Below are 26,920 nucleotides of genomic sequence, written 5' to 3' on the forward strand. Positions count from 1 at the left end.
TTTTCAGAGGCAAAGATATCAGATAACGAACAACAATTGGCAGATGTTTTATCAAAAACGTGGGTGAAACTGAATTAATGTGTCTCTTAAATACTGACCTGAAACTGAGGCATAAATTTCTGTCGTAGTAATGGATTCATGCCCTAACATTTCCTGTATTATACGCAAATCAGCACCACCGTCATATAAATGGGTTGCAAAAGAATGTCGAAAAGTGTGTGGACTGATGTTTTTGGTTATTCCGGCATTTTTCGCCAAATCTTTAACAATATTAAAAACCCACACTCTGCTGAGCGCACTTCCTCTTCTATTCAGAAATATAATATCCTCATATTTTTTTTTAATTTCCTGAATTTTCCGAACTTGAGTGATATATATATTCAAGTGATGGATAGCTGTGGTGTTTATCGGTACCAATCTCATTTTAGACCCTTTACCTGTTACTCTCAAAATTCCCTCTGATTGGAAATAATTCGTCAGTTTTAAGTCGGTAAGCTCAGATACTCTTAATCCACAACCGTAAAGGATTTCTATAATAGCTTTATTCCTAATCCCATCAGGTCTGCTCAGATCTATTGCTGAAATCATAGCTTCAATTTCATCAATAGTCAATACTTCCGGTATTTTTCTGTCATTTTTAGGAGCTTCCAGGAGTTCTGTAGGATTTTGTGAAATTATATCCTCCTCAATCAGGTATTTAAAAAAAGCCTTTAACCCAGAAATGTTTCTGGCTTGCGAACTTTTGGCAATATCTAATGAGTTAAGGTGATTTAAATAGACTGAAAAATGGGTTAAAGTGATTTCGCTCAACATGGTTTCAGGAAATTCACTGTTGATGAATTGAGCAAATTTTTCGATATCTCTGAGATATGCTTCAATTGAATTGTCTGAAAAAGCCCTTTCAAGGCGCAAATAAGCCTCAAAGCCTTTGATTTCAGCAGTTATCTGCATTGTTAGTTTTCTGATGACTCATGCAAAATTACCAAACATTTCACCATAAATGATTGAAAAACTTATATTTACCCCAACTTAAGCTTTCCAATCACAAAAGTTCAAGGTAATGAAACAAATTATAATCATCAATGGACCAAATCTCAATTTAATTGGAAAACGCGAACCGGATATTTACGGAAGTATGTCGTTTGACAACTTTATTCCTTCGCTTCAACAGGAATTTTACCATGAAGCAAAAATCTCTTTGTTTCAAAGTAATCACGAAGGTGTTTTGATAGATAAATTGCACGAAATGGGCAATGTGGCAGACGGAATTGTGTTCAATCCGGGTGGATATGCCCACACTTCTGTTGCTTTGGCTGATGCCGTTGCATCTATAAATACCCCAGTTGTTGAGGTACATATTTCCAACACTTTCAGCCGCGAAGAATACCGGCATCGTTCTTTTACCGCAGGAAAGGCAAAAGGAATCATTGCCGGTTTTGGCATGGAAAGCTATCGTTTGGCCATCATTTACTTAATTTCGATTAGTTCGAAATGAGATGGAGTAACAACTTCATAAACAGGACGTTCGGCAGAAGCAGCTCTGTTAATCGAAACTTTCTGTCCGTCAACCTCACATTTTGCAGGAGTAAAAGGCAGCCCATGTAAAATGATTTTACAAGTTGAGTAAGATGGGCTGTAGCCTCCTTCTTTGCTGTGTTTAAGTGAAAAACTATTGGTTGATCCTTCTGTTTTGTAGGTATGTAGCGTGTAATTACCTTGCTGATAACTCAGATTTTCTCCTTCATCTTCATAGTATTTGCTGTTTTCAACCCCTCCTTTGTAATACACATGCAAAGTAAGTTCTTCAACCGGCACTTGTCCGGTGTATTGCATGACAGGAAAATGAGGAATAACTGCACCTTCTTTCACAAAAAAGGGAATTTGGTGAATAGGGGCATCAACTTTGTATTTTTGTTTGCCTGCAAACAGTTTGTCAGTCCAGAAATGATACCAATTTCCTTCCGGCAAATAAGTTCGGGCTGTGTTTTTACCGGGTTTTATAACCGGACGAACTAAAATATGATCGCCAACCACAAACTCTATGAGTCTTTTACAAGCCGTCGGGTCCGACTGGTCATAAAAACTAAGGGGTTTTATAACCGGAATACCACTCTTGATATATTGCCAAAAGGCTGTGTATAAATAAGGCAGTATTCTGTATCTCATTTCAATAGCTGCTTTGGCATAAGAGGTAAAAGGTTCGCCAAAAACCCAGGGTTCACGGTCGGTAATTGGTTTTCGGTTTGTTTCATAGGCGGAAGTGTCTGCATTTGCTCCCATTGAATGTGTTCGGTAAAACAAATGGAAAGCACCAAGCTGAAGCCATCTGACAAACAATTCGCCGTTGGAAATACCGGCAAAACCACCAATGTCTGAGCCGACAAATGAAAAACCGGATACACTCATACGCTGACACTGAAGATTGGCAACCTGTAGATGCTCCCAGGTAGCATGATTGTCGCCCGTCCAACAAGAAGCATAACGCTGCCCTCCGGAATAGGTGGCACGAGTAATTACAAAAGGTCTTTTTTCATTTTGAAGTTGCTCCAGCCCTTCTTTGGTAGCGCGCGACATTTGCATTCCATAAATATTATGTGCTTTTTGGTGGCTGCATCCATGTCCATCATAATGATGTCTGACAGGGTCGGGGAAAGTTTTTCGCTTTACCTCAAAAATTGCCGGCTCGTTCATGTCGTTCCAAAATCCACTGATGCCAAGAATATTGTAAAAGTTTTCGTATTGTTTTCCCCACCAAGTCCTCACTTTTGGATCTGTAAAATCCGGAAAAACACATTCAGGTGGCCAAACAGATGCTCTCATCAATTTTCCGTTTTCTCTTTTACACCAAACATCAGCTTTGGTTCCGGTTTGATAAACTTCGTATTCTTTATCTATCAGTATCCCCGGGTCAATAATGACAACCATCTTAAAGCCCTGTTCTTTGAGGTCATCAATCAGTTCTTTAGGGTTTGGGAAACGGGAGTTGTCCCATGTAAAGCATCTGTATCCGTCCATATAATCTATATCGAGATAAATTACATCGCAAGGAATTTGTTTTTGGCGAAAAGTCTCGGTTACCTGCCTTACATGACTTTCGGGATAGTAGCTCCACCGGCATTGGTGGTAACCCAAAGCCCAGAGAGGTGGCAGTTGAGGAGTTCCGGTCATCAGTGTATATTGAGCAGCAACATCATTAAGGTCAGGTCCGTAAATAAAATAATAGTTGATATCACCTCCTGCGGCAGAAAAACTGCTGATTCCATTGCCTTGTCTATCAAAACTGAACCTTGTTCTATAAGTATTATCGAGAAATATCCCGTAAGCACGATTGTTCAGAAGCGCATAATAAAAAGGAATAGCGCGGTAAATAGGGTCTGTATCTGTTTGATAACCAAACGTGTCGGTACACCAATTTTCAAAAGCCTTACCTCTAAGGTCGAGATCAAGAACAGGTTTGTCGCCAAGTCCGAAAAACTGTTTGCCTAATGGTGCTTTTTTCGTAACTTTTACCTCTGTTATGCCTAACAAGATACTTTCCCGAAGGTAAAACCCAGTATCATCTTCACACAAAACATTCCCTTCCAGATCATATATCCGCAACAAAAGCCGGTGTTTTGAAATGGTACATCTAAGTTTGGCAGTTCTGATTTCTATTGCTGTTTCAGATTCCAAATAACTTAATTCAGAGGGGGGAACAGGAATGTAATCAGGGCTGATGGCATAGGAAAAATCAGGGTCAAACTCACCATCCATTGAATAACGGAACCGGATAATGCTATCAGTTTCTACATCAATGAGCATTGTTACCCGGTTTTCACATCTGAGACTGAAACTAAATGAGCCGGTCTGTTCAAAAAAAATCAATTTCCCCGGAAAATGTCGCCGGACTACATCATCATATCTCTTGTGACTGCTTTCTACAATGGAATCGTTTTGCTGCATAGTAAAATTTGGAATAAAGTGATTTAAATACGGAGCAAATTTACGTTATTAAGGTAAACGGGTTATGAACTGACATAAAATAGCTGACCTTATCCTGAAAGGAAAGATTTTATAAAATTTAAATTACGCCTTAATTTAGGTAAGCACATACTAATCGTACAATTCGCTGACTTTCATCAGTCCATTGATATTTTTTACGATAATATCAGTGCGCCTTGTGGTAATATACTCGTCTTCTTTAAATTCTTTGAGCATACGTATAACTGTTTCTTTCACAGTTCCTATTAAGGCAGCGAGATCTTCGCGTGAAACGGTAATGATGCCCATAGGGTTTTCATCATCATCTTTGTAAGCATTATGTAATAAAAGCAATGCTTCAGCCAATCTTCCCCGAACTGGTTTATATGCCAATTCAGCCATTTTTGAGTACCCCTCTTCAACTGTATCACACAATAACTTGATATAGTTTTCAGCAAAACGGCTATTATCTTTAAATAAAGTTAAAATAAGTGGTTTAGGTACTAAACAAACAGTACAATCTTCCAATGCTGCTGCTGAAATGGGATAATGTCCTCCTCCGAGTAAAGAAGAGTAACCCAAAAAATCGCCGGGTTTGGCTATTCTTACAATTTGCTCCCTTCCATCTGAAGCATACTTATATAACTTGATTTTACCTGAATTAACACAAAACAACCCAATTGGATTGGCTCCTTCCTGAAAAATTATCTGCCCGCGCTTATAAATAGAACATGTCTTGTGTTTGCTTAAACTGCTGATTTCATCTAAATGGCAAAAATGAAACAAAGAATTTTTGCGGCTTTTACAATGCTCGCAATCCGGTAATTGTGTGGGTGTGTGCATGGTAATGTGTGGTATTTGAGTATATTCTGACCACAAAAATAAATATTTTCTAAAATTAACGGCATAAAAATCTAATTATCCTACCTTAAATCTTGTATTGGAGGGAAAAAGCATTTAAAATCTCTCAATCAAAATATTGTTCTTAAAAAACTGGTTTTAATCAGATAAAAAACCTGATCGCATAAATTTTGAGAGGGTTAGCTGAAACAAACTCCTTAAATAAAAATCAAGGTTTTTACGAAAAAACTGATGAGATTTCCTTGAGGGTTCACAAAAGAGATACAGGCAACACTTTTTTTTCTTTAATTTGCTTGCTTAATTTTTTTCACCTTAATACTTAAAGTTATGAAAAAAGCATCTTTGATTTTGTCCTTATTTTTTAGCTTGTTCTTTTTCAATAATACACAAGCTCAGGATTACAAATCGGCAATTGGCGGTAAACTTGGCTATGGCCTGATTGCGTCTTATAAAACCTTTTTATCTGAGAAAGGTGCTGTAGATTTTTTTGGAGGCATCACCTGGAACGGCGGTTTGGCAGTAGGTGCTTTTTACCAACACCATTTGCCAATTCCCAAAGTTGAGCGGTTAAAAGTGTATTTTGGCGGTGGAGCTTCATTTTTCTCGTATGCTTACGGTACGATTTATGGAACCGGATTAGGCAGATATATCGAACTGGGTATTGCCGGAAACGCAGGGTTGGATTACTCGTTCAACGATTTCCCTTTGAATTTAAGTCTGGATTGGGCACCTACGATTGTTGTTCTTTCAAGTTTCGATGAAATTTACAAAAATATAAACAGGTTCCGTTCGGGATATGGAGCATTGACTGTGAGATACATTATTAGTGGTCATAAAAAAACTGAACCGGCAACCAAGTAGTTTACCTAATAAGAAAGCCTGTTCAAAAAAACAGGCTTTCTTTGTTAAACAAGTATAGCGCTATCTATTCCTTGTTAATGTGATGTTTCAGTACCAAAAGATAACAAAGGCAGATGAGAATGATAAGCCATTTGTTCGGTATAACTTGACAGGAATATTTTTTCAAAAAATGTTCTTTTATGTGTATGCATTGCCACTATTGAAACCTCGTTTTGCGTCATATATTCCTTTAGTCCATCCAAAACGCTTTCGCTTTCTACTACTTCAAAATCGAGCATAGGCATTTCTTTGGCCTTTTGACTAAGTCTTTCAAATTCAATCAATTTTTCTTTATTCCAGGCTTCTTCCAAAAAGCTAACATGAACGCATTTGAGCGGTGCATTAAAAGCCTGCGCAAACCCGTAAACTTTGTCAATAATTTTTTCATCGTGTTCGTCACAATTTGTAGCGTACACAATTTTGGTAATTCCTTTAAATACACAAGCTGCGGGAACTGTTAACACAGGACACTTTACCCGCTTGACCACATCTGCGGTATTGCTGCCAAATAAAACATCTTTTAAACTATTGATGCCTTTGGTCCCCATTACCACTAAATCTATACCTTGATTATTGACTACATCTTCCACCTCATCTGAAACAAAACCTTTTCTTAGCAAATGATTAATGCTGATATGCCCCAGTCCGATTTTTTCGGCATGTTGATGAAAAGCTGTAGCTGCTTTTTTATAGACTTCAAATTCAGCATCCACTTCGTTGTCTATCATATCCTGAAGCGCAGACAAGTCAGTATCGGCAGGATTAAAATAATGAACCGTATAAGTATGCAATGTGGTTACGCCGATATTGAGCTTGTCGGCAATATGCAAAGCATAGGTATATGCGTTCAACGCATTTTCAGAAAAATCAGTAGGAACTAATATTTGTTTCATTTGAACTTATCCGATAAAAAGTAATAACTGTTGTTCGAATTGCAAAGCTAAGGTTTATTGGAGAGAGATGAGTCTTCTGAGGCATGAAAAATTAAAAGCGGAGTCTGTGTTCTCATGGTCATCAGCCGACTAAAACTGTCTGTGTATTGATTATTCAATATAGTTCCTTTCCTGCTGAGTAATACCGGTAAGTCTAATTTTTTTTTCTTCCAAATAGTTAAAAATAGATTGCTCCAGGTTTTCACCGGTCAAAAAAACCAGTTTCATATTTTCGTTTGGGAGAATATCGCGAAGTGTTTTGCGATAGTTTGTCATTTTTTTATGGTCAAAATAGCCTGTATCCGGATGAATATGTAAAAGTGTAACCGAAGCATTCGCAGCATTTGCAAATGAAGCTAAAGAATATAAAGCACTGCGGTCATAGTTTTCATAATCAATTGCAAAAAGCAAAGATTTAGGCTTTGTAAACTCAGCTCCAACCGGTACTACCAACACAGGCACTGATACATGTAACAGTACTTCTGAGGTCAGACTTCCATGAGTAAATGTTTCGGAATGACTTTGCCCTTCTGTTCCCATAACAATCAAATGCCGGCTCTCGGTATATTGTGCCAATAGTCCTGCTATTTCTCCTTCGGCGGCAATGTATTCGATTTCTACCTGATTTTTGACATGCATCCGTTTGAAACTTTTTTGCACAAAGACTTTTAATTGCACAATTTTTTCTTCCCTGACTGATGCTGCAAGTAATTCCAATTCTTCAAAACTGCCCACCGATTCGACTAAAGGTGTCTGATAAGCATGAAACAATTCAATTTTTGCCGTTTTCATGAACAGGGCTAACCTGTACGCATATTGCAATGCACATTCTGCGGCATAAGAAAAATCTATAGGGACAATGATATTGTACATAATAAAAAGACATAAAAGTAAGGCAAGGAAATAAAACGCCGAACTTTTCTGAGATTACAATTGGTGTTGTTTAACGACCAACATCGGAATCTGAGCATTTACCTGAACCATTTTTTCGGTAAAACTACCCAGAATTAAATGATCAAAATAGGTTTTTCCGGTTGCACCAAGCACAATCAGATCCACATCTTTTTTTTGGGCAGTATGAAATGCCGTATTAGACCAATCACCATCTTCGTCCAGCGTAAAAATAGGATTTACATGTACAGATTCCAAAGAGATTGATTCAATAAACTGATTGTACTGCATAACATGGTAAGCCCGAATGACCCTGTTAACTTCTTCCTTCCCTTTTTCGGTAAAATAATACCCAACAGGAAGTTGGTAAATATGCTGACAATGAACCGTAACATCGGGGTTTTCAAAACCTAAAGAGGCCGCCACTTCCATGGCTATTTTTGAAGCATCTGAAAAATCTGTCAGAGTCATGATTTCTGTTAAACGGTATCTCACATCTTCAGGAACAAATAAAACACAACTATTCACACTACGCAGTAATTGGTTGGGTAAAATTCCCCTTCCTTTCAACTCTTTTTTACGGCCAATAACCAATAAGTCTATATTTTTCAACTGTACCCAATGATTGATTTCCTTAACCGGAGAGCCTTCTACAATTAAATAGTCCAGTTCTGTTTGTTCTAAGTTCCCGAAATGAGCTTCCACCTCTTCTTTCATTTTATATCGCAATTGTTCATCCTGTGGTGCTTTCAATTCGGGAAAATCAGACAAAACAACCGAGGGTACGTCAAATGTTTTTTGAACATTGATGAAATAGACTTTTTCAGCACTCAATAATCTGCTTAAATAACCCGTATAAGCAATAAGCGTTTTATCCAGCAAAGTAAAGTCCAGCCCCACCATTAGTCGTTTACATTTAAACATACCCCAGATTGTTGTCAGTTAGAAAATGGCAATAAAAAACATGGTATATGTCGCAAAATTACGGCTGCAGAAAAATATTGAAAATGATTTGTCCTTTTTAACAAAATGACTTTTATCACTTTACTAAATTGACATAGCCTTCAAAAAACTCAAATTCATTGGATAAAACCCGATTAAATGAGAAAATGGATTTTTGATGTACAATTTTTGACATTGCTAAAAATGTTGCTGATACAACTTTTCAAAGGCTGAACTGTTTTGAAGCTATACCATCAAATTGAATAACTTCGGGCAAGTCTTGATAGTGCTTTTCAAATTAAGGAAAAGTATCGTCTTGTTTGCCATCGGATTTTTAAATAAATTTGCGCCTCTTTTATCCACAGTAAAATTTTAAATCTTTATGAAGATGTTAGTCTGTATCAGTAAAACACCTGATACAACCGCAAAAATTGCTTTTACAAACAATAATTCCACGTTCGACACCAATGGTGTTACATTTATTATGAATCCAACTGACGAATGGTATGCCTTAGTGCGAGCCATAGAAATAAAAGAACAAACAGGAACAGGCTCTGTAACAGTCATCAACGTTGGACCGAAAGAAAACGAGTCCATTGTCATTCAAAAAGCATTGGCCATTGGTGCCGATAATGCGGTTCGCATTGATGCAGTTCCTGACGATGCCCATTTTGTGGCGGCACAGATTGCAGCTCATGCTGAAACGGAAAATTACGATATTATATTTACCGGAAAAGAAACTATAGATTACAATGGCTCTGCCATCGGAGGGATGGTCGCAGAACTTCTTAACCTGCCTTATATTTCTTTAGCTAACTCCCTTCAGTTGATCAATGCAACTACAGCATCGGCCACCCGTGAAATTGAAGGTGGAATAGAAGAAGTAGAAGTAGCTGTCCCTTTTGTCATCAGCGCTCAAAAAGGGATGGCTGAACAAAGAATTCCCAATATGCGCGGTATAATGGCAGCGCGAACAAAACCGGTAAAAGTACTGCCTCCCAAAGATTTCAGTCCCTATACTTCCATAGTTTCTTATGAACTTCCTCCGGCTCGTACACAAGTAAAACTAATAGACCCGGAACATCCCGAAGAACTGATCAGATTACTACACGAACAAGCCAAAGTAATTTAATTTTATTTTTCTTAATTATTTTATAAACATCCTTCATCACAAAGTCAACTAATATCATGTCAGTATTAATATATGTGAATCATCAAAATGGAAAAATTAAAAAAAGTACGTTTGAAACTGCTTTATATGCCCGAAAAGTTGCAGAAATGCTGCAAACCGATGAGGTAATTGCCTTATCATTGGGGCAAGTATCTGATGAAGCCTTAACCTTATTGGGAAACTATGGTGTAACTAAAGTTTTATCAGACAATCAGGCATTGTTCGACCATTTTGATGCAGGGGTTCATACAAAAGCATTAGCTTCAGCCGTTGAACAAACAGGTGCTACTGCTATCATTATTTCTCAAAACAGCAATGGAAAAGCCATTGCGCCAAGATTATCTATGCGATTGAAAGCTGGATTGGTATCGGGTGCAATAGAATTACCGATCGTGAATGGCAACACATTTACGGTTAAGAAATCTGTGTTTTCAGGAAAAGCTTTTGCCAATTATTCCATATTAACTCCCATTAAAATCATTGCCTTGAATCCCAACTCATATCCTGTTGTAAAAGGTCAGGGATTGGCTGCCGTAGAACAGTTTAACAGCGGCATAACGGCTTCAGATGTTAAAATCAAGGTCAAAGAAATAAAATCGCTTTCTGACAGCGTGCCGTTACCGGAAGCAGAATTAGTAGTTTCTGCCGGACGTGGAATGAAAGGCCCTGAAAACTGGGGAATGATTGAAGAACTTGCGCAGGCACTTGGAGCTGCAACAGCTTGTTCAAGGCCGGTTGCCGATGTTCATTGGCGACCTCATCACGAGCATGTCGGGCAAACCGGAATAACGATTCGTCCAAACCTATATATTGCCATCGGAATTTCCGGAGCCATCCAACATTTGGCGGGCGTAAACAACAGCAAAGTGATTGTTGTGATTAACAAAGATCCGGAAGCCCCGTTTTTTAAGGCTGCCGATTACGGCATAGTCGGAGATGCTTTTGAAATCATTCCTAAACTAACCCAAGCCGTAAAAGCATTTAAAGCCCAAAACAACTGAGAAACGGAGTATATAGTCTCAGGATATTTCAAAGTTAAAAATTTGTATCTTTGAGTTTTAATCCAACCTTTTCCTGACATTAGAATCTTTCAACGAAAGTGGTCTTTTATTTATGAAAAAGATAGAACTTGAAATCATTGCTTTATCACATAGTGTTGCACAAAGCCAATCTTATGCCGTGATATTGGGCGAAATCAACAGCTCGCGCCGGCTTCCGATTATCATCGGGATTGTTGAAGCGCAATCTATAGCCATGGCCATTGACAATCAACCACCTCAACGTCCGCTAACGCACGATTTAACTCATAATATTTGCAAGGCTTTTGGCATTAACCTTCGCGAAGTCGTGATCAGCAAATTGCAGGAAGGTATTTTTCATGCAACACTGGTCTGTGAACTTGCCGGAGAATTTATAGAAATTGATTCGAGAAGTTCTGATGCACTGGCTTTAGCGGTCAGGTTTAATTGCCCGATTTATACTTATGAGCCAATTCTCGATCAGGCTGGAATTACAATAAACGATGTTCCAAACGAAAAACGAGAAAAGGAAAAACTTCCACCAACCCAAAAGGAATCTTTTGATATTACAGGAAGGTCTAGTGATGAACTTTACAACTTGCTTCAGGAAGCCATATCTAATGAAGACTACGAAAAAGCAGCGCGGTTAAGAGACGAAATCAACAAAAGGAAATAATTCACTGTAAAGTTTTTAATGGGAAGGTACTTAAAGAACGATAGTTAGCATAATAGAATATCCATAAAAAAAGGAGGGCACTTTTAAAGTGCCCTCCTTTTTTTATGCCCAAAGGCTGTGAATTATTTCACTAACAAAATCTTTTCGGTAACTTTTTCAGTACCATTGTCAATTTCCACAAGGTAATAACCGTTGCCATATTTTGACAAATCAACATCTAAAGTGTGTTTACCGGCAGCAACATTATTTTTTTGAGAAGCATAAACTGCACGTCCCAACATATCGTAAATGCTAATCTTTACGTTGTCTTGTTTAACAAGGCTGTATTCAACTACAACTTTATTTTGGGTATAATTGGGATAAATCACAATGCCTGCAGCAGGTGCATTAACTGAAGGAGTGGAAACGGAAAACAAAACACTGCTCAAGTCGCCCAAAGTATGCTGATCGCCACTGTTATCCACTGTGTTGAATGCTGTGTACACAGTATTGAATTCTAAATTTACCGGAATAGAAGCATTTACAACATCAAAACAATATTGTGCAACGTCCACCCATTCGGTATTGTTAATAGTCGGACAACCTTGATTTGCAGCCAAGAGCAAAATGGCATAATTACCTTCTCCGACAGGACCTGTTTCCAGATAATTAAAACTGTTGCGGTAGAAGGAAGTTGAACCACCGACAGCACACAAGTCGGTTTCACTAAATCTTAAAGGAGTTGCCGTGGGATTTGACAATGCTGCTGTATTATATGAGAAAAACACAGTCGCACTACCGATTTCAAATCCTATATCTTGTGCTTTGACCTGAACGGTTACACAGTAAGTATTGTCATTCAAGGTAGCATCTGTAAATCTGACATCCACCACACCGGCAAAAGATAGTTGGCAAACCAACATCAATACAAATAAAAAGGAAAAAATCTGCTTCATGGGAGTATGTTTAAAAAGTCAATTAATTATTTTAGAAGGCTTTATTAAAAATTTAGTCAATCAGATAAACAAAATGTAACCCCTAATTAAACCACTTTGTCTGAAATATTACGGATTAGTCTGTCAAATCAATGGTTACTTGTAGGAAGTGCTCATTTAACAAAGCTAAACTTGCCACTAAGGTAAATAAAAAGATTTGACTTTTTTGTGCCAATCCTGTATTTTTTTATTTAAAAAAACTCAGGATTACCTTTTACCCAATATTTTGACCTTTAGATAAATCAGCAACTGCATAAGCCAACATAAATTCTGCGACTTGCATGATTGCAACCTGTGTGTTAAACACAATATCCCCTTTCTCCACTTTAGTATCTAAAAGCCCCTGTAACCAACCATTTTCAACTTCTAACTGTGCTTTTCGAATCTGGATATGCTGATTAAACTGAAGTTGTTTTAACCCATAAAGTTTATACAATGCTTCTTTGGCACACCAAAAAGCTGTCAGTGTTTCGAGAGAAAAACCGGTCAATATTAACTTTTGCTCTGATTCTGACAAAAACTTTTCTTTGATTTTAAACACCTGAGGACGTAATTCATCCACATCAATTCCTACTTCGGAGGTTTTATGCCAAATTACAGCGGTAAAATGCCTTGAATGACTGATACTGATTTTACTGCCATCTAAACAATAGGGTTTGCCTTCGGCAGAATAAACGATTTCGTCGAAATTCTTATGTGCGACTTTTTCAGCCAGTATTCTCGAACTTATCCATTCGTTTTTTCTCCGGTCATGTTTAAACAGTTTAAACATTTTTTCAAACCTCTGATTGTCATCGAAAGAAAAATTGGAATAATGATCTATCCGGGCAATTCCGACTTGTGCTTCTTTGTAGGTAAAAAAACGGAGGTTTTCCATTATTGAAGCATTATTGTTTTGCTTTGGAAATTGTATGTTCAGTTCTGATTCGATTTACCAGCAAATGCGCCTGACGGGTTGGTTCGGGGATTCTGTAAGATTTTGAACATTGAATCATTATACTCAGTGCATCTTCTAAAGTAATTTTATTGCCAACAGATATAAAAACCGGTTTTACTCCGGTTTTGGTTCTTAAGGCTGACCCCACAATCTCCTCTTTATGGTACATATAAGAAAAAGCGCCTTTTTCTTTTTCAGGTTCGTTAAACTGTCCTGTTAAAACGGTTTTACCACATCCAATTGCCGGACAATCGGCCAACAATCCAAAATGAGAAGCAATGCCCATCCGTCTCGGATGAGCAATTCCATGTCCGTCTAATACAACAACATCCGGTCTGATTTTTAGTTTTTTCCAAACCTCAGCGATTGCCGGTATTTCCCTGAATGACAACAATCCGGGAATATAAGGGAACCGGCTCTCCATGATTATATGAGCCTCTTCGACTACTTCAAGCACCGGAAAAGTCATCACCACAATTCCTGCATAAATGGTATCGGAAAATTTATTAAAAGACAGATCTGCTCCTGCAATTAAACGCACTTTTTCCGGTGGAAATGAGCAAATTTTTATCTGACCTCTGAGTTCGTTTTGTAATTTGATGGCTTGCTTAGGTGTATAGTTAAAATTGTTTTCAGGAAGTTCCATGCTTTGAAGTCTGATTTTTTGCTTTTACCGACCAGGTAATTGTAAAACGCGCTACCTCCTCTCCTGCTTTGTTAGTGCCCACAGAAACAGCTACAACTTCAACGGCATTCCCTGTTTCCAATGTTTTTGAAACCGCATCAAAAAATTTTAAACCATCTGAGCAGGTAAAAATGGTTAGGTCTGTCGCTTTTTTGGTAAACGCACCGTTTAAACCGACCACTAAAAACGAAACAGGCTTGGCTGCCTCTTCTATTGCCATTAATCCAAGAACGCCGGTTGACATTTCTGCTGCCATACTCAGGGCTGCAAAATAGGTGGATTTAAACGGATTTTGGGTAAGCCATCCATAAGGAATTGTAACTTTTGCTTCTTCAACAGTTAAAGATGAAATATTCAGCCTCGCTACAAAAGCTAATGGAAGTTTGTATAACAGGAAAAATTTAAACAAAACGGGGTTTGTGAGCCTGTTGATAAATCTCGAAACTTTGGGTGAAATGGACATGATTAGTGAAACAACTATGATTTAAAAAAATGACTAACTCACTATATTATTGGTGACCTGATAATTAAAAAAAGGTTTCAAAAATGGCTGCTTATTTACAAAATCCAATCGAATTTTTTGAAAAAAAACAAAATTTAACACATTTTTCTTTTTTTCATTCAAAAAATTCAAAGACTTTCAAAAACATACGTACTCTTATAGAAACAGGGCATTTAAATAGAAATAATAAATATAACGTGTTGGGATATTCAAACGAGAGATAATGACCGATAGGTCAAGGAGCCTCTAAAATGAGTGACGGAATGGGTATAATGCGTACCTTTGTGCCGCTATCTCGAAAAAATAGCAATTTGTTCTTAAAAAGTTCTTTAAAAATTTATGGTAAAATTAAAAAAATTTCTTGGCATCATTTTGCTAATGAACGCCTTATCAGCACATGCGCATCCTTATTATTTAGATGACATGTCATCATTAGAAGAAAATGCCTGTAATTTAGTTTCTGTTACCGGCAACAGTAATTTATCCGATTACGAAAGCAAGCTTGCAAAAATTGCTTCAACAATCCCACTTGAGTATAATGGTACTGTACGTTCTTATATTGAATTGTATGTTAACCGCTCACCCGCTCTCTCTGAAAAAATTCTAAGTTTAAGCGATATTTATTTCCCGATTTTTGAAAAAACCCTCAGACAATATGGGTTACCCTTAGAATTAAAATACCTGCCGGTAACAGAATCTGCTTTAAATGCCACTGCTGTATCTCGTGCCGGTGCTACAGGTTTATGGCAAATTATGCCGGCAACTGCAAAAGGGTTGAAACTAAACGTTGATTCTTATGTTGATGAGCGTATTGACCCTTATAAATCCTCGGATGCTGCCATTCGTTATTTAAAAAGCCTTTATAATAAATATGAAGATTGGTTGCTCGTAATTGCTGCTTATAATTGTGGCCCGGGAAAAGTGGATGAAGCGGTGCGTCGTTCAGGAGGGATTACTAATTATTGGTTGTTGTATGACTACCTTCCGAAAGAAACCCGCAACTATGTTCCGGCTTTCATCTCCTGTGTTTATTGGATGCATTATCACATGGATCATTCCCTTAGGATTTATCCGCATCCTTACAGCAATTTGTTTCCCGGCTCTGATACTGTCATGGTAAACGGTCCCCTTCATCTAAACTCAATAGCCAAATCTTTGAGTTTGGATGTCGAGAAACTCTCTTTTATAAACCCTGCGCTTAAAAAGCGTTTTTTACCTGATGGAAGAAACCAATATTGCCTTCGTCTGCCGGTTACTGAAATTTACGCTTTTAAACAAAAACGTGCATCTATCATCTTAGATTCACGCAATCAGACCGCATCGGGCAATGCAGGTTTTAACAGTGCTGATGTCTGGCATACCGTTAAAAAAGGGGAAACACTCAGCGGAATTGCGGACAAGTATAAATGCAAAGTGGCCGATCTTAAAAAGTGGAACAACCTAAAAAATAATTCCCTGAAGATTGGAGCTAAATTAAAAGTGGGTTTAAAATCTCCGGCTTCATTATCCATGGAAACGACAAGTTCCATTAAGACGGAGTTGGTGTCTAACTCGTCAGCTTCTTCTAAATCCAATTCGACAGATTCACCGGATTTAACCGCCAAACAACCGGAAACTATAACCTTCAATCAGGACAATGTAACAATTACTCCGGAAGGCTATTTGATTTTCAACGACAATTTGCAGCAAAACAATGATTTGGGAACTCCGGATGTTTTGAAAGATTCTCCTGCTACCATTACCCAAAACGAACTGGAAGAAGAAGAAGTCATCATTACTCCCGAAGGAGATATTCTGATTGTGAGTAAAGGCTCTTATGAAGAAACCTCTTTAAGAGCTACTGCATCAGGCAGGATGTCAATGGCTAACCAAACACCTCAAATTAATCCGATTAAAAACGAATCGGGTGAAGAAGAGGTCATCGTTACTCCCGAAGGAGATATTCTGATAGTCAGTAAAGACTCCAATGAAGAAACCTTTTTAAGAGCTACTGCTTCAGGCGGGAAGTTAACGGCTATCCAAACACCTCCTGCCAATACCATTCAAAACGTATTGGAAGAAGAAGCGGTTATTATTACACCGGAAGGAGATATCCTGATTGTCAGTAAAGGCTCTTCTGAATATGCTTCTTCGGTGGCTGATGATTCCTTGTTAAATGGAGCTACTGAACATAGCAATGACCCTAAAACATATACCGTTCAAAAAGGCGATTCTTTTTGGTCTATTGCCAAACAGTTTCCCGATGTAACAATTGAACATTTGCTGGATTTAAACGGGTTGAACAAAAAATCTGTTCTTAAACCAGGTATGGATTTGGTTATTCGAACAAACAGGTAAAAAATAAAAAAAGATAATACCCGGCTTAGGGTAATGACAAAAGCCTCCGTATTTGTTGCAAATTGCGGAGGCTTTTTGTTTTTGTACCGCTGTTTAATACTTATATTGCATATATGTGCTTTGTAACTTTTATACTCAATTATCCGGATATCTGGGAGTATGCCGGCTTGTTTTTTGCTTCTTTTCTTGCTGCAACAGTAGTTCCGTTTAGTTCAGAAGCAATACTTGCAGCGATGTTGTTGGGTAATTATCATCCTGTTTCATGTGTTTTAATAGCATCAACCGGCAATTGGTTAGGAGGAATGAGCGGATACTACCTGGGGTATTTAGGGAAATGGGAATGGCTGGAAAAATATTTCCGTTTTGACCGGGCGAAGTTAGACGATTGGAATGTACGGCTGAGCAAATACGGATATTTTCTGGCATTTCTGTGCTGGCTACCCTCAATCGGTGACTTTATAGCCGTAGGATTAGGCTTTATTCGAAGCAATGTCTATTTAGTATCCCTCATCATGTTTTTAGGTAAATTTCTGCGATATGTTGTTGTAGCTTATCTAATGATAACGGGTAAATCGCTGTTTTAACCACCTTCTTTATTCAATTAACCATCCTAATGATTAAAAAACAGGGGGCAGGACCTTGGTTTTATTCCATTTTTTTGAAAAAACCGGTTCTCTAATTCACACTAATACAGGATAAAAAGTAAAAACTATCACCAATAACAACTTAATCACAATTCACATTATCAGGTTCATAAATTCAATTGCATCTAAAGGGATTAGTTTCTATTGTTTGTAGAAAAATAGAATAAGAAATACCTCATTTCTTGTTTTAAAAAAGGAAAATGAAACAAGAAACGGAGCATTTCCAACTTAGTTTTTTAGAAATGAAACCAGAAACGGTTCATTTCTTTTTTTGAAATTCATCATCGAAACAAGAAACCATCCGTTTCCTGTTCCAACATCTCTTAATGAAGTAAGAAACGGTTCAAATCCTGTTTCAAAAACTTAAAATGAAGTAAGAAACCGGTTAATTCCTGTTTCAAAACCTTTAAATGAAGTAAGAAACGGTTCAATTCCTGTTTCAGGAATGTTTCGGATATCAATTTTATTGCTTAAAAAGTCAATAAAATCTTTTTGGGGTATCTTATATTTTAAGATTCTGCTTTTCTGCCATCATTAAAAGAATATTGTAATTTTGTTGGGTGAGTTTTTTCACAGACTGCCAAAAGCAATGCCTTGAATTAGTAAACTTCAAATCATCTGAATAGGGAATGATCTATAATTCTTACATTCCTGCTAAAGCATTACAGCCATACATCGAAATGTACTGGCATTTGTCTGGTTATACACACGAAAAAGAGCAGATTACTTTAATGCCCGATGGAGGCATAACCCTGATGATTAATCTTGGAAGCTAAATAACATCCACCCGGTTTGAAAGATCAATTGACAATGATACTATTTACATAATAGGCCCGATGATGCAGTCTGATGTTCAAATCATTTCAGGAAAGGCTTTACTTTTCGGAATAAAATTCAAGCCCGGTGCTTTCTCTTGTTTTCATAAATACGAATCTCTAAGCCAAATCACTAACCGGTTTTTTGAATTTACTAAAAAAGATTTTCCCGATGTCCAAAAAAATGTAACAAATCTTATTGCATATATTGATCAATTTTACCTTGACAGGTTTTCAGCAACCAGAACGTCGCTTCTTCCAATTGTTGCAGATATCATTAAAAGTCAGGGTAGCTTGAAAATTGAACAGATAACCAAAAAACACTTCATTACGGAGCGGAGCTTAGAAAGACAGTTTAAACAACATATAGGATTAACTCCCAAAGAATTTATAGATATTGAACGTTTCAATGTTGCATGTTCAAAAATTCAACGCAGAGAAAAAAACAGCATTTTTGATATCGCCATAGAATGTGGTTATTATGACCACGCCCATCTTACAAACGATTTTAAACGTTTCACAGGTAAATCTCCTACTGATTTTGTTTTGTCGGAAATTTCCAAAGACATCCCGGGTAACTACCAGTAAATTTGTGCCTAATGGTTTAAATAGTCTTGCTTCACTGGCTCTGCTAATTTGAAACAGTTTGCAACAAATGAAAACCCGTTATTTCTTATCATGGAAAAAGGATACAAAAATCTTGTTTACTTCTTTGGAACGATTGCCTTAATCACTTTTATTGGATTTTACAAAAAGTATTTTTCGCTGGCACCTGATTTTCCCGGGCTGAAAAATATTCACCATTTCCACGCAATCTTATTGACTTCATGGCTCCTACTTTTAATTGTTCAGCCAATACTAATCGCGAAAAGAAAAGTAAACATTCATAAAACACTTGGTAAAGCTTCCTACTTACTTGCACCAATTGCATTTGTTTCAATGTTGTTGGCTTATCACAACCAGTATCTTCGCTTTATCAGTGAAGGACAAACCGAAAAGTTTGCACTGTCATTTATCTTTTCTCCTATGACAGACGCTATACCATTTATAATTCTATATATTCTTGCCGTTTTAAACAAGAGAGAAACGCCCATTCACATGCGATACATGATTGCAACAGGTGTTATCATTGGTGGTCCAGGGTTAGGTAGAATTTTTATGACCTGGTTAAACATGGACATATTCATGGCCATTCAGTTAGTCGTTTTAATTACTTTAATAACCTTCGTTTCACTCATCCTGTACGACAGGTTTAAAAAGAAAAGTTTTCGCATCAATCCATTCACGATTGCCTTTGTTATTTGGCTAATCCCAAATATCTTAATCATTTTTTTCCCGGAAACTACTCTCTGGCAAAGTTTTGCAAAATGGATGGTAACAACAATTTGATTATGACAGCCCTTTTAAAATAGCACTACTTGTTTGTATGGCTTTACGCAAATAAAAAAATAATCTGTCAAAAATATCGCGGTGTAATCAATCTGTCCACTTTTTTCCTTAAATCATAACCGAGTGTTACTTCATGAGAACCGGAGGTAAAATTGTTTAAGCTGCTTAAAGTGTAATCATAAGCATATCCTAATCTCAATCCATTGCCAAATTGAAAGCCAAGAATGGCATTGATTGACTCCGGAGTGAATTTGTTTTCAAACCTGAATGAAGTGCCTATCCAAAGCATATCCACCAAAAAGACACTAAGGTTTGTGTCAAACTGAACAGGGGCGTTTTGTGGAATTGCCTTCACCAAAATTGAAGGCACAACTTTTACACTTTTTCCGGCTTTAAGTACAACTCCTGTATTGAGCAGATAATGCCTGTATTGCCGGCCGACTGTGGTTATATTGGGTTGTCCATCGTTTAACTTATTGTTAATGAGATGAGGTGCCGAAAGTCCTGCAAAAAAGGCAGGGGTATTAAACCATATCCCTAAACCGAAATTGGGTAAAATAACAGAACTGTTTTCCTGAAATACGGGGTCAGGATTGGTAATAACCTCTTCAGGGGTGATGTCTGTAAAATTTGAGCGGAGATATTGAACACCTCCCTGTATGCCCAACGCAACTGCTCCTATCGGCAACTTAAACCGGTAGGCATAAGCACCATAGCCTGTAATTCGTTGATGTACTCCTATTTCATCATATTCCAAAAACCCTCCCAAACCATATTGTTGTCTTTTTCCAAAAGGACCCTGACCACTCACTGAAATGGTTTGGGGCGCACCTTCAATATTTACCCATTGCTTACGGTAAAAAGCCGCAAAACCGGCGTTGCCTGTGCTTCCAGCATAAGCAGGATTAACATACATGCCGTTAAACATATACATACTATAACGGGCATCTTGCTGAGCAAAAGTTGTTCGGGTACTAAAAGTAAAAATGAAAAGTATGCTGATGATGGTGAAGATTAAATGTTTCATATCCTGATGATGTTATTTGGTAAAAGGGTATTAGAAAATTGTTGTTTTCGGGAGACCTGTTTTGTTCTGATGAATGTTTATTTCTTAGCTATAGATTTGATATTCAAACTCTATTTTTTCAATTGTAAAAAATAATGAACTACCGCAAAACTTCAATAAAGCCATTGCGTTTTTGGTTTCCTTCCTCATCTAAAAGTAGTACATAAAAATAAGTGCCGTCCGGAACTCTTTTTCCGCTGTTTTGATATTCACCATTCCAGGCATTAGTATTGTCGTAACCTTTTTGTCTGAATACCTCGTCTCCCCAACGATTGAATATTACAATTTCATTATCGGGAAAGCAAATGGACAGGTTTTCTATAATCAACAAATCGTTGATTCCGTCTTCGTTTGGTGAAAAACCATTCGGAATAAACAAATCTGCCACATTGCAATCGGGTGGAAGTATCGTTATGGTTACTATTGCTGTGTCGGTTTGTGTGCCGTCTGTAATGACATAGCTAAATACATCTACTCCAATATAACCCGGGTTTGGTGTGTAGGTTATAGTGCCATCTGTATTGATTTCAACTGTTCCGTTCAATGGCAAGTCGCTGATAACTACGATGGTTAAGGTATCGCCGTTGGGGTCGGAATCGTTGTCTAAAACCGGTATTTCAATCAGGGTTTCAAAAGGAGTTGAAACAACATCATCTACAGCTATAGGCGGCTCATTGTTGGGATCTCCGATGGTTACGATAACCATCGCAGTATCGGTCAGTTCTCCGTTTGTAATGATGTAGGTAAAGGTATCAATCCCTTCAAAATTAATATTGGGTATGTATGTAACAGTACTGTCCCCATTCAGAATTACTGTTCCATTTGAAGGATCTGTAACTTCCACAATTGTCAATTCATTGCCATTCGGGTCGGAGTCATTGTCTAATACCGGAATGGTAACAGGAGTATTTACCGGAGTTTGAGAAGTATCATCTACCGCAACAGGGGGCAAATTGATTGTATCGGGTAAAATGGTGATGACCACCATTGCGGTGTCAAAAAACTCACCATCGGTGATGATATAGGTGAAAGTATCGGTACCCACAAAATCGGTGTCCGGAGTATAGGTAACTGTTCCATCAGGGTTTAATAGGGCCGTTCCATTTGCCGGATCGCTGATTTCCACAACAGTTAAAACATCTCCGTTAGGGTCAGTATCATTGTCAAGTACCGGTATAGTTACGGGTAAATTGACCAATGTTTCAGCAACATCATCTACAGCAACAGGCGGCAGGTTGATTGTATCGGGCAAAATGGTGATGACCACCATTGCGGTGTCGAAAAACTCACCATCGGTGATGATATAGGTGAATGTATCGGTGCCCACAAAATCGGTGTCCGGAGTATAGGTAACCGTTCCGTCAGGGTTTAACAGGGCCGTTCCATTTGCCGGATCGCTGATTTCCACAACAGTTAAAACATCTCCGTTCGGGTCGGTATCATTGTCAAGTACCGGTATAGTTACGGGTAAATTGACCAATGTTTCAGCAACGTCATCTACCGCAACAGGCGGCAGGTTGATTGTATCGGGCAAAATGGTGATGACCACCATTGCGGTGTCGAAAAACACACCATCGGTGATGATATAGGTGAAAGTATCTGTGCCTGTAAAATCGGTGTCCGGAGTATAGGTAACCGTTCCGTCAGGGTTTAACAGGGCCGTTCCATTTGCCGGATCGCTGATTTCCACAACAGTTAAAACATCCCCGTTCGGGTCGGTGTCGTTGTCAAGTACCGGTATAGTTACGGGTAAATTGACCAAAGTTTCAGCAACATCATCAACCGCAACAGGAGGCAAGTTGATTGTATCGGGCAAAATGGTGATGACCACCATTGCGGTGTCGAAAAACTCACCATCGGTGATGATATAGGTGAAAGTATCGGTACCCACAAAATCGGTGTCCGGAGTATAGGTAACTGTTCCGTCAGGGTTTAACAGGACAGTTCCATTTGCCGGATCGCTGATTTCCACAACAGTTAAAACATCTCCGTTCGGGTCGGTGTCGTTGTCTAATACCGGAATAGTTACGGGTAAATTGACCAAAGTTTCAGCAACATCATCTACCGCTACAGGCGGCAAGTTGATTGTATCGGGCAAAATGGTGATGACCACCATTGCGGTGTCGAAAAACTCACCATCGGTGATGATATAGGTAAAAGTATCGGTGCCCACAAAATCGGTGTCCGGAGTATAGGTAACCGTTCCATCAGGGTTTAACAGGGCCGTTCCATTTGCCGGATCGCTGATTTCCACAACAGTTAATACATCTCCGTTCGGGTCGGTGTCGTTGTCAAGTACCGGTATAGTTACGGGTAAATTGACCAATGTTTCAGCAACATCATCTACCGCAACTGGAGGCAGGTTGATTGTATCGGGCAAAATGGTGATGACCACCATTGCGGTGTCGAAAAACTCACCATCGGTGATGATATAGGTAAAAGTATCGGTGCCCACAAAATCGGTGTCCGGAGTATAGGTAACCGTTCCGTCAGGGTTTAACAGGGCCGTTCCATTTGCCGGATCGCTGATTTCCACAACAGTTAAAACATCTCCGTTCGGGTCAGTATCATTGTCAAGTACCGGTATAGTTACGGGTAAATTGACCAATGTTTCAGCAACATCATCTGCCGCAACAGGAGGCAGGTTGATTGTATCGGGTAATATGGTGATGACCACCATTGCGGTGTCAAAAAACTCACCATCGGTAATGATATAGGTGAAAGTATCGGTGCCCACAAAATCGGTGTCCGGAGTATAGGTAACCGTTCCGTCAGGGTTTAACAGGACAGTTCCATTTGCCGGATCGCTGATTTCCACAACAGTTAAAACATCTCCGTTCGGGTCGGTGTCGTTGGTTAATACCGGAATGACTACGGGTAAGTTGACCGAAGTTTGAGTGAAATCATCTACCGCTATGGGAGGAAGGTTTTCAGGTGTTCCTTCGACATAAATAACAACGATTGCAGCATCTGTCAGAAGCCCGTCAGAGATGACATAAGTAAAGGTATCAATGCCTGAAAATCCCGGATTTGGGGTATAAGTTATAGTACCATCTGTATTTATAGATGCAGTTCCATTCAAGGGCGGTAAAACTATTTCAGTAATTGACAACACGTCGCCATCTAAATCAAAATCGTTTAGCAACACTTCAACATTAACCGCAGTGTTTACTGAAGTAGAAGCAAAATCATCCACCGCTACCGGAGGATTGTCATTAGTTCCGGTACCCTCAACAAACAAAAATACATAAGCAACATCAGTTAATGCTCCATCAGTTATTTGATATTGTAAGGTATCGTTTCCTATGAACCCCGGATTCGGCGTGTAAACTATTGCTGTGCTTCCGGGCATAACTACTGCTATTCCGTTTGCCGGTTGTTGTGTGATTGTGGTAATTGTAATAACATCGCCATCAGGGTCGAAATCGTTTTGAAGTACCTGAAGGGTTATCGGTGTATTTATGGTAAGCAGATTATAATCATTTTCTGCGACAGGCGGATTATTACCCGATGTTCCGGTTACAGTAATTGTTACAGTAGCTGTATCGCAAAGTGCTTGTGCAGGACTACAAACTATATATTGAAAATCATCTGTTCCGCTAAAATCCGTATTTGGTGAATAGGTTACTGAAGTGCTGCTCCCTCCAAAGCTGTTTACAATCACGTTACCATTTGATGGCGAACTTAGAATAGTAATGTTCAATATTTGACCGGTACTAAGAGGAGGCAGACAAGGTAAAGGTGGTAAACACAGCAAATCATTGTTCAAAATATTGACAACAATTGAATTGTTCGCGGGGGTTGTAGCAAAGTCGTTATTTGCTATTATTTGCTGGCCCGAAGATGGCGGTAACACCGTTATAGTAACGGTAGCTGAAGCACAATTTCCATCATTTGTACAAACGGTGTAGGTAAAAGTTTCCACTCCATTAAATCCGGGAGGCGGCAGATAAGTGATACCGGTATCTTCTGTACCGTTGTTGTTTATAGTTACAGTTCCGTTTACGGGTGGAGATGGAATTGTTATTGTAGTTATCTGAGGTGTTACGGACACAGGAATACATCCACTTGGGGTAGGGTTGCAAGTAGCACAATAAGTGTCGTTTGATAAAATATTCACCATAGCCGAAGTACCGGCAGGTATGGTAATGGCATCGTTTTGTGCAATCAGGCAGGTATTTTCAGAAGTTAGATTGCAGCTAAAACTGATATAGGCAGTATCTGTAAGCCCTGTAGCATCAGCAACCACATAATAGAACTCCTCGGTAATATTTCCTAACAAATATGCGCTGCCGGGAATATAAATAATACTCCCGCCTCCTGTAGCAATTGTAGCAACCCCATAGATTGGATTGCCTAAAGCAATTATTCCACTAAGATTGAAATTAGGGTCCGAATCGTTAGACAATACATTTAACTCTACGGCTACCGGTGAAATAGTGCCGTTAGCTGCAATTGTAAAAGGGCAGGGAAAATTATCGTTTTCCGCATTTGGCGGCAATTCTCCGAAAGGTATCACATAAATGATAACCAATGCAGCGTCTGTATTTCCATTTGGATCTGTAATCTGATAAATTAAAGTATCGGTTCCGACAAAACCGGGATCAGGAGTGTACATAACGCTATTACCGGTTACAGAAGCCATCCCATTGGAAGGCTGACTGATTACAGAAACAACGAGTGGCGGAACTCCTGTATCATTTGCCAAAACATTTACAGATACCGGTATGTCAACCTGAGTAACAGCAAAATCATTTTGAGCATCCGGACAAGGAACTGTAATCACTGCAGTAACCGTAGCACATAAAGAACCGGAAGCATTACCATTGCAATTATTAGTTTGCGGTTGATCGCATACCGTAATTGTAAGTTGGTCAACGCCAAAGAAACCAGGCAATGCAATGTACTGCAGGCAAGTATCATTCAACACAGTTAAACCACAATCGTATAATGAATTAACCTGAGTAATCAGAATAGGGTCGCCGTCAGCATCAGTACTGTTCAGACAAATTGTAATCGGTTGAATTGGGTTGGAACAAAGATATATGTCGGGCAAACTGGGTGGGTTATTTCCGCTGCCAGAACCGACCTGAACGGTAACTATGGCATTATCGGTTAACCCTGAACCTGATTGAGAAATGACATAGCTAATCAGCGCAGTACCGGTAAAACCTGTTGGAGGAGTATAGGTAATGGTTTGATCCGAATTAATCACAAGATTAGAAGAAGTTCCGCCGGCAGAAATAGTAGCAGATACAATGTTCAGGACACCGGGGTAAGGCAGGTCATTTGCTAAAACATTGATGGTAACAGAAATTCCAACTGCTGTTTCCGTACAATCATCATTGGCAATCAACGAGCCCGTTTGAGGCATGTAGCCAAAGTCAGCAAAAACAAAATTGCTTCCATCAAGAATACTCACCGTATAAAAAGAGGGAGTACTCAGACTAAATCCTTCCACCCCACCCCATGACGGAACCTGAACGGAGTATAGTCCATCAGACAAATTGCTGAACAGATAGTTCCCGTCAGCATCTGATAATACATAAGAAATAAACAGACCTGTTTCGGCATTATACAAAGATATTGCAACACCGGGCAAACCATTTTCACCAGCATTTTGAACTCCGTTTCCATTGGTGTCGAGAAATGCAGTTCCTGAAATAAAACCTCCTGACGCACAACTGCCGGTTATCACAATATTTGCCGGAGCAGAAACTATACCCCCTTCATCCTGAATTTGATAGGTAAAAATATCCGTCCCGCTAAATGATGCGGGAAGTGAATAAATTACAGAAAGTGAATCAGGGGCGACAGACAGCGTTCCTGTATTGCCGGTGGTTTGGAATATTTGATAAATCCTTTGAATTGGAAAATCACCGGGCATATCGTTTGACAATACTTCAATTTCAACTATGGCAGGCCCACAAACAGATAGATAATCCGGATTTGCTAAAGGTGTGGTTAAAACAGTTGAACTTAACTCTTTACCATGTAGATAGAAAGAGTTAATTGTATTTAAGAAAATGAAAAGCAAAACAATGCACTTCATCAAAGGAGGGGAACAAAAATGCCTGACAAACGCAAACGAATAATTTGAAATCTGTAAGTCTGCAATTCCTTTTAGGCAACAGTTTTCTAACTGCTTCAGGTGTGTTCTTACCTTTATCATGTTGTTTGAGTATAAGGGTTTTAAAAAAAGCCTGTGCTAAAAGCGCA

At 38.7% G+C, this 26,920-nt stretch carries 22 protein-coding genes; 10 read left to right on the plus strand and 12 right to left on the minus strand.

Going from position 1 to position 26,920, the window contains the following annotated elements; all coding sequences use genetic code 11:
• Positions 1-51 precede the first annotated feature (51 nt).
• A complete protein-coding gene (gene xerD, locus IPM47_18620) occupies positions 52-951 on the minus strand; it encodes a site-specific tyrosine recombinase XerD (GenBank protein QQS28831.1) in 900 nt (299 codons plus the stop codon).
• A 109-nt stretch (positions 952-1,060) separates the two neighbouring features.
• Between xerD and aroQ the strand changes: the two genes are divergently transcribed.
• A complete protein-coding gene (gene aroQ, locus IPM47_18625; GenBank protein ID QQS28832.1) occupies positions 1,061-1,495 on the plus strand; it encodes a type II 3-dehydroquinate dehydratase in 435 nt (144 codons plus the stop codon).
• Here aroQ and IPM47_18630 read toward each other — a convergent pair.
• Both IPM47_18630 and IPM47_18635 read right to left on the minus strand, forming a co-directional pair.
• Positions 1,468-3,942: a glycoside hydrolase family 31 protein gene (locus tag IPM47_18630; protein QQS28833.1), complete on the minus strand. Its 2,475-nt coding sequence runs from the start codon at positions 3,940-3,942 to the stop codon at positions 1,468-1,470. The genes aroQ and IPM47_18630 overlap by 28 nt on opposite strands.
• A gap of 150 nt (positions 3,943-4,092) precedes the next feature.
• Positions 4,093-4,803 carry a Crp/Fnr family transcriptional regulator gene (locus IPM47_18635; GenBank protein QQS28834.1) on the minus strand — a complete coding sequence of 237 codons (711 nt, stop codon included), beginning with the start codon at positions 4,801-4,803 and terminating at the stop codon, positions 4,093-4,095.
• Positions 4,804-5,148: 345 nt separating this feature from the next.
• Between IPM47_18635 and IPM47_18640 the strand changes: the two genes are divergently transcribed.
• On the plus strand, positions 5,149-5,682 hold the full coding sequence (locus IPM47_18640) for a hypothetical protein (GenBank protein ID QQS28835.1): 534 nt from the start codon (positions 5,149-5,151) through the stop codon (positions 5,680-5,682).
• A 74-nt stretch (positions 5,683-5,756) separates the two neighbouring features.
• Here IPM47_18640 and IPM47_18645 read toward each other — a convergent pair whose 3' ends face one another.
• From IPM47_18645 to IPM47_18655, 3 genes are all read right to left on the minus strand, one after another.
• On the minus strand, positions 5,757-6,614 hold the full coding sequence (locus IPM47_18645; protein ID QQS28836.1) for a universal stress protein: 858 nt from the start codon (positions 6,612-6,614) through the stop codon (positions 5,757-5,759).
• A 150-nt stretch (positions 6,615-6,764) separates the two neighbouring features.
• Positions 6,765-7,526, minus strand: coding sequence for a universal stress protein (locus tag IPM47_18650; protein ID QQS28837.1), 762 nt, complete (start codon positions 7,524-7,526; stop codon positions 6,765-6,767).
• A 54-nt stretch (positions 7,527-7,580) separates the two neighbouring features.
• On the minus strand, positions 7,581-8,468 hold the full coding sequence (locus IPM47_18655) for a universal stress protein (GenBank protein ID QQS28838.1): 888 nt from the start codon (positions 8,466-8,468) through the stop codon (positions 7,581-7,583).
• Positions 8,469-8,868: 400 nt separating this feature from the next.
• Between IPM47_18655 and IPM47_18660 the strand changes: the two genes are divergently transcribed.
• From IPM47_18660 to IPM47_18670, 3 genes are all read left to right on the plus strand, one after another.
• Positions 8,869-9,618, plus strand: coding sequence for an electron transfer flavoprotein subunit beta/FixA family protein (locus IPM47_18660; GenBank protein QQS28839.1), 750 nt, complete (start codon positions 8,869-8,871; stop codon positions 9,616-9,618).
• Between the two features lie 56 nt (positions 9,619-9,674).
• A complete protein-coding gene (locus IPM47_18665) occupies positions 9,675-10,658 on the plus strand; it encodes an electron transfer flavoprotein subunit alpha/FixB family protein (GenBank protein ID QQS28840.1) in 984 nt (327 codons plus the stop codon).
• A gap of 112 nt (positions 10,659-10,770) precedes the next feature.
• Positions 10,771-11,352: a bifunctional nuclease family protein gene (locus IPM47_18670; GenBank protein QQS28841.1), complete on the plus strand. Its 582-nt coding sequence runs from the start codon at positions 10,771-10,773 to the stop codon at positions 11,350-11,352.
• Between the two features lie 122 nt (positions 11,353-11,474).
• Here IPM47_18670 and IPM47_18675 read toward each other — a convergent pair whose 3' ends face one another.
• The 4 genes from IPM47_18675 to IPM47_18690 form a co-directional block, all read right to left on the minus strand.
• The gene (locus IPM47_18675; GenBank protein QQS28842.1) at positions 11,475-12,287 is read right to left on the minus strand and encodes a T9SS type A sorting domain-containing protein; all 813 of its coding nucleotides are present in this window, start codon (positions 12,285-12,287) and stop codon (positions 11,475-11,477) included.
• Positions 12,288-12,540: 253 nt separating this feature from the next.
• Positions 12,541-13,203: a 4'-phosphopantetheinyl transferase superfamily protein gene (locus IPM47_18680; GenBank protein ID QQS28843.1), complete on the minus strand. Its 663-nt coding sequence runs from the start codon at positions 13,201-13,203 to the stop codon at positions 12,541-12,543.
• A 10-nt stretch (positions 13,204-13,213) separates the two neighbouring features.
• A complete protein-coding gene (gene nfi, locus IPM47_18685; GenBank protein ID QQS28844.1) occupies positions 13,214-13,909 on the minus strand; it encodes a deoxyribonuclease V in 696 nt (231 codons plus the stop codon).
• The gene (locus IPM47_18690; GenBank protein ID QQS31527.1) at positions 13,896-14,342 is read right to left on the minus strand and encodes a DUF4442 domain-containing protein; all 447 of its coding nucleotides are present in this window, start codon (positions 14,340-14,342) and stop codon (positions 13,896-13,898) included. The genes nfi and IPM47_18690 overlap by 14 nt, the downstream gene beginning before the upstream one ends.
• Positions 14,343-14,789: 447 nt before the next feature.
• On the opposite strand from IPM47_18690, the gene IPM47_18695 reads away from it, so the two are divergent.
• From IPM47_18695 to IPM47_18715, 5 genes are all read left to right on the plus strand, one after another.
• Positions 14,790-16,787, plus strand: coding sequence for a transglycosylase SLT domain-containing protein (locus IPM47_18695; GenBank protein ID QQS28845.1), 1,998 nt, complete (start codon positions 14,790-14,792; stop codon positions 16,785-16,787).
• 113 nt (positions 16,788-16,900) lie between these two features.
• The gene (locus IPM47_18700) at positions 16,901-17,371 is read left to right on the plus strand and encodes a DedA family protein (GenBank protein ID QQS28846.1); all 471 of its coding nucleotides are present in this window, start codon (positions 16,901-16,903) and stop codon (positions 17,369-17,371) included.
• A 689-nt stretch (positions 17,372-18,060) separates the two neighbouring features.
• Positions 18,061-18,207, plus strand: coding sequence for a hypothetical protein (locus tag IPM47_18705; protein QQS28847.1), 147 nt, complete (start codon positions 18,061-18,063; stop codon positions 18,205-18,207).
• Positions 18,208-18,267: 60 nt separating this feature from the next.
• Positions 18,268-18,834 (plus strand): AraC family transcriptional regulator, encoded by a 567-nt coding sequence (locus tag IPM47_18710; protein ID QQS28848.1) that lies wholly within the window; start codon positions 18,268-18,270, stop codon positions 18,832-18,834.
• A gap of 90 nt (positions 18,835-18,924) precedes the next feature.
• Positions 18,925-19,635, plus strand: coding sequence for a hypothetical protein (locus IPM47_18715; GenBank protein ID QQS28849.1), 711 nt, complete (start codon positions 18,925-18,927; stop codon positions 19,633-19,635).
• Between the two features lie 67 nt (positions 19,636-19,702).
• On the opposite strand, the gene IPM47_18720 is transcribed toward IPM47_18715, so the two are convergent.
• Both IPM47_18720 and IPM47_18725 read right to left on the minus strand, forming a co-directional pair.
• The gene (locus IPM47_18720) at positions 19,703-20,662 is read right to left on the minus strand and encodes a type IX secretion system membrane protein PorP/SprF (protein ID QQS28850.1); all 960 of its coding nucleotides are present in this window, start codon (positions 20,660-20,662) and stop codon (positions 19,703-19,705) included.
• A gap of 139 nt (positions 20,663-20,801) precedes the next feature.
• The gene (locus tag IPM47_18725; GenBank protein ID QQS28851.1) at positions 20,802-26,873 is read right to left on the minus strand and encodes a tandem-95 repeat protein; all 6,072 of its coding nucleotides are present in this window, start codon (positions 26,871-26,873) and stop codon (positions 20,802-20,804) included.
• Positions 26,874-26,920 lie beyond the last annotated feature (47 nt).

Source organism: Sphingobacteriales bacterium (genome assembly GCA_016700115.1).
Lineage (GTDB): Bacteria > Bacteroidota > Bacteroidia > Chitinophagales > UBA2359 > UBA2359.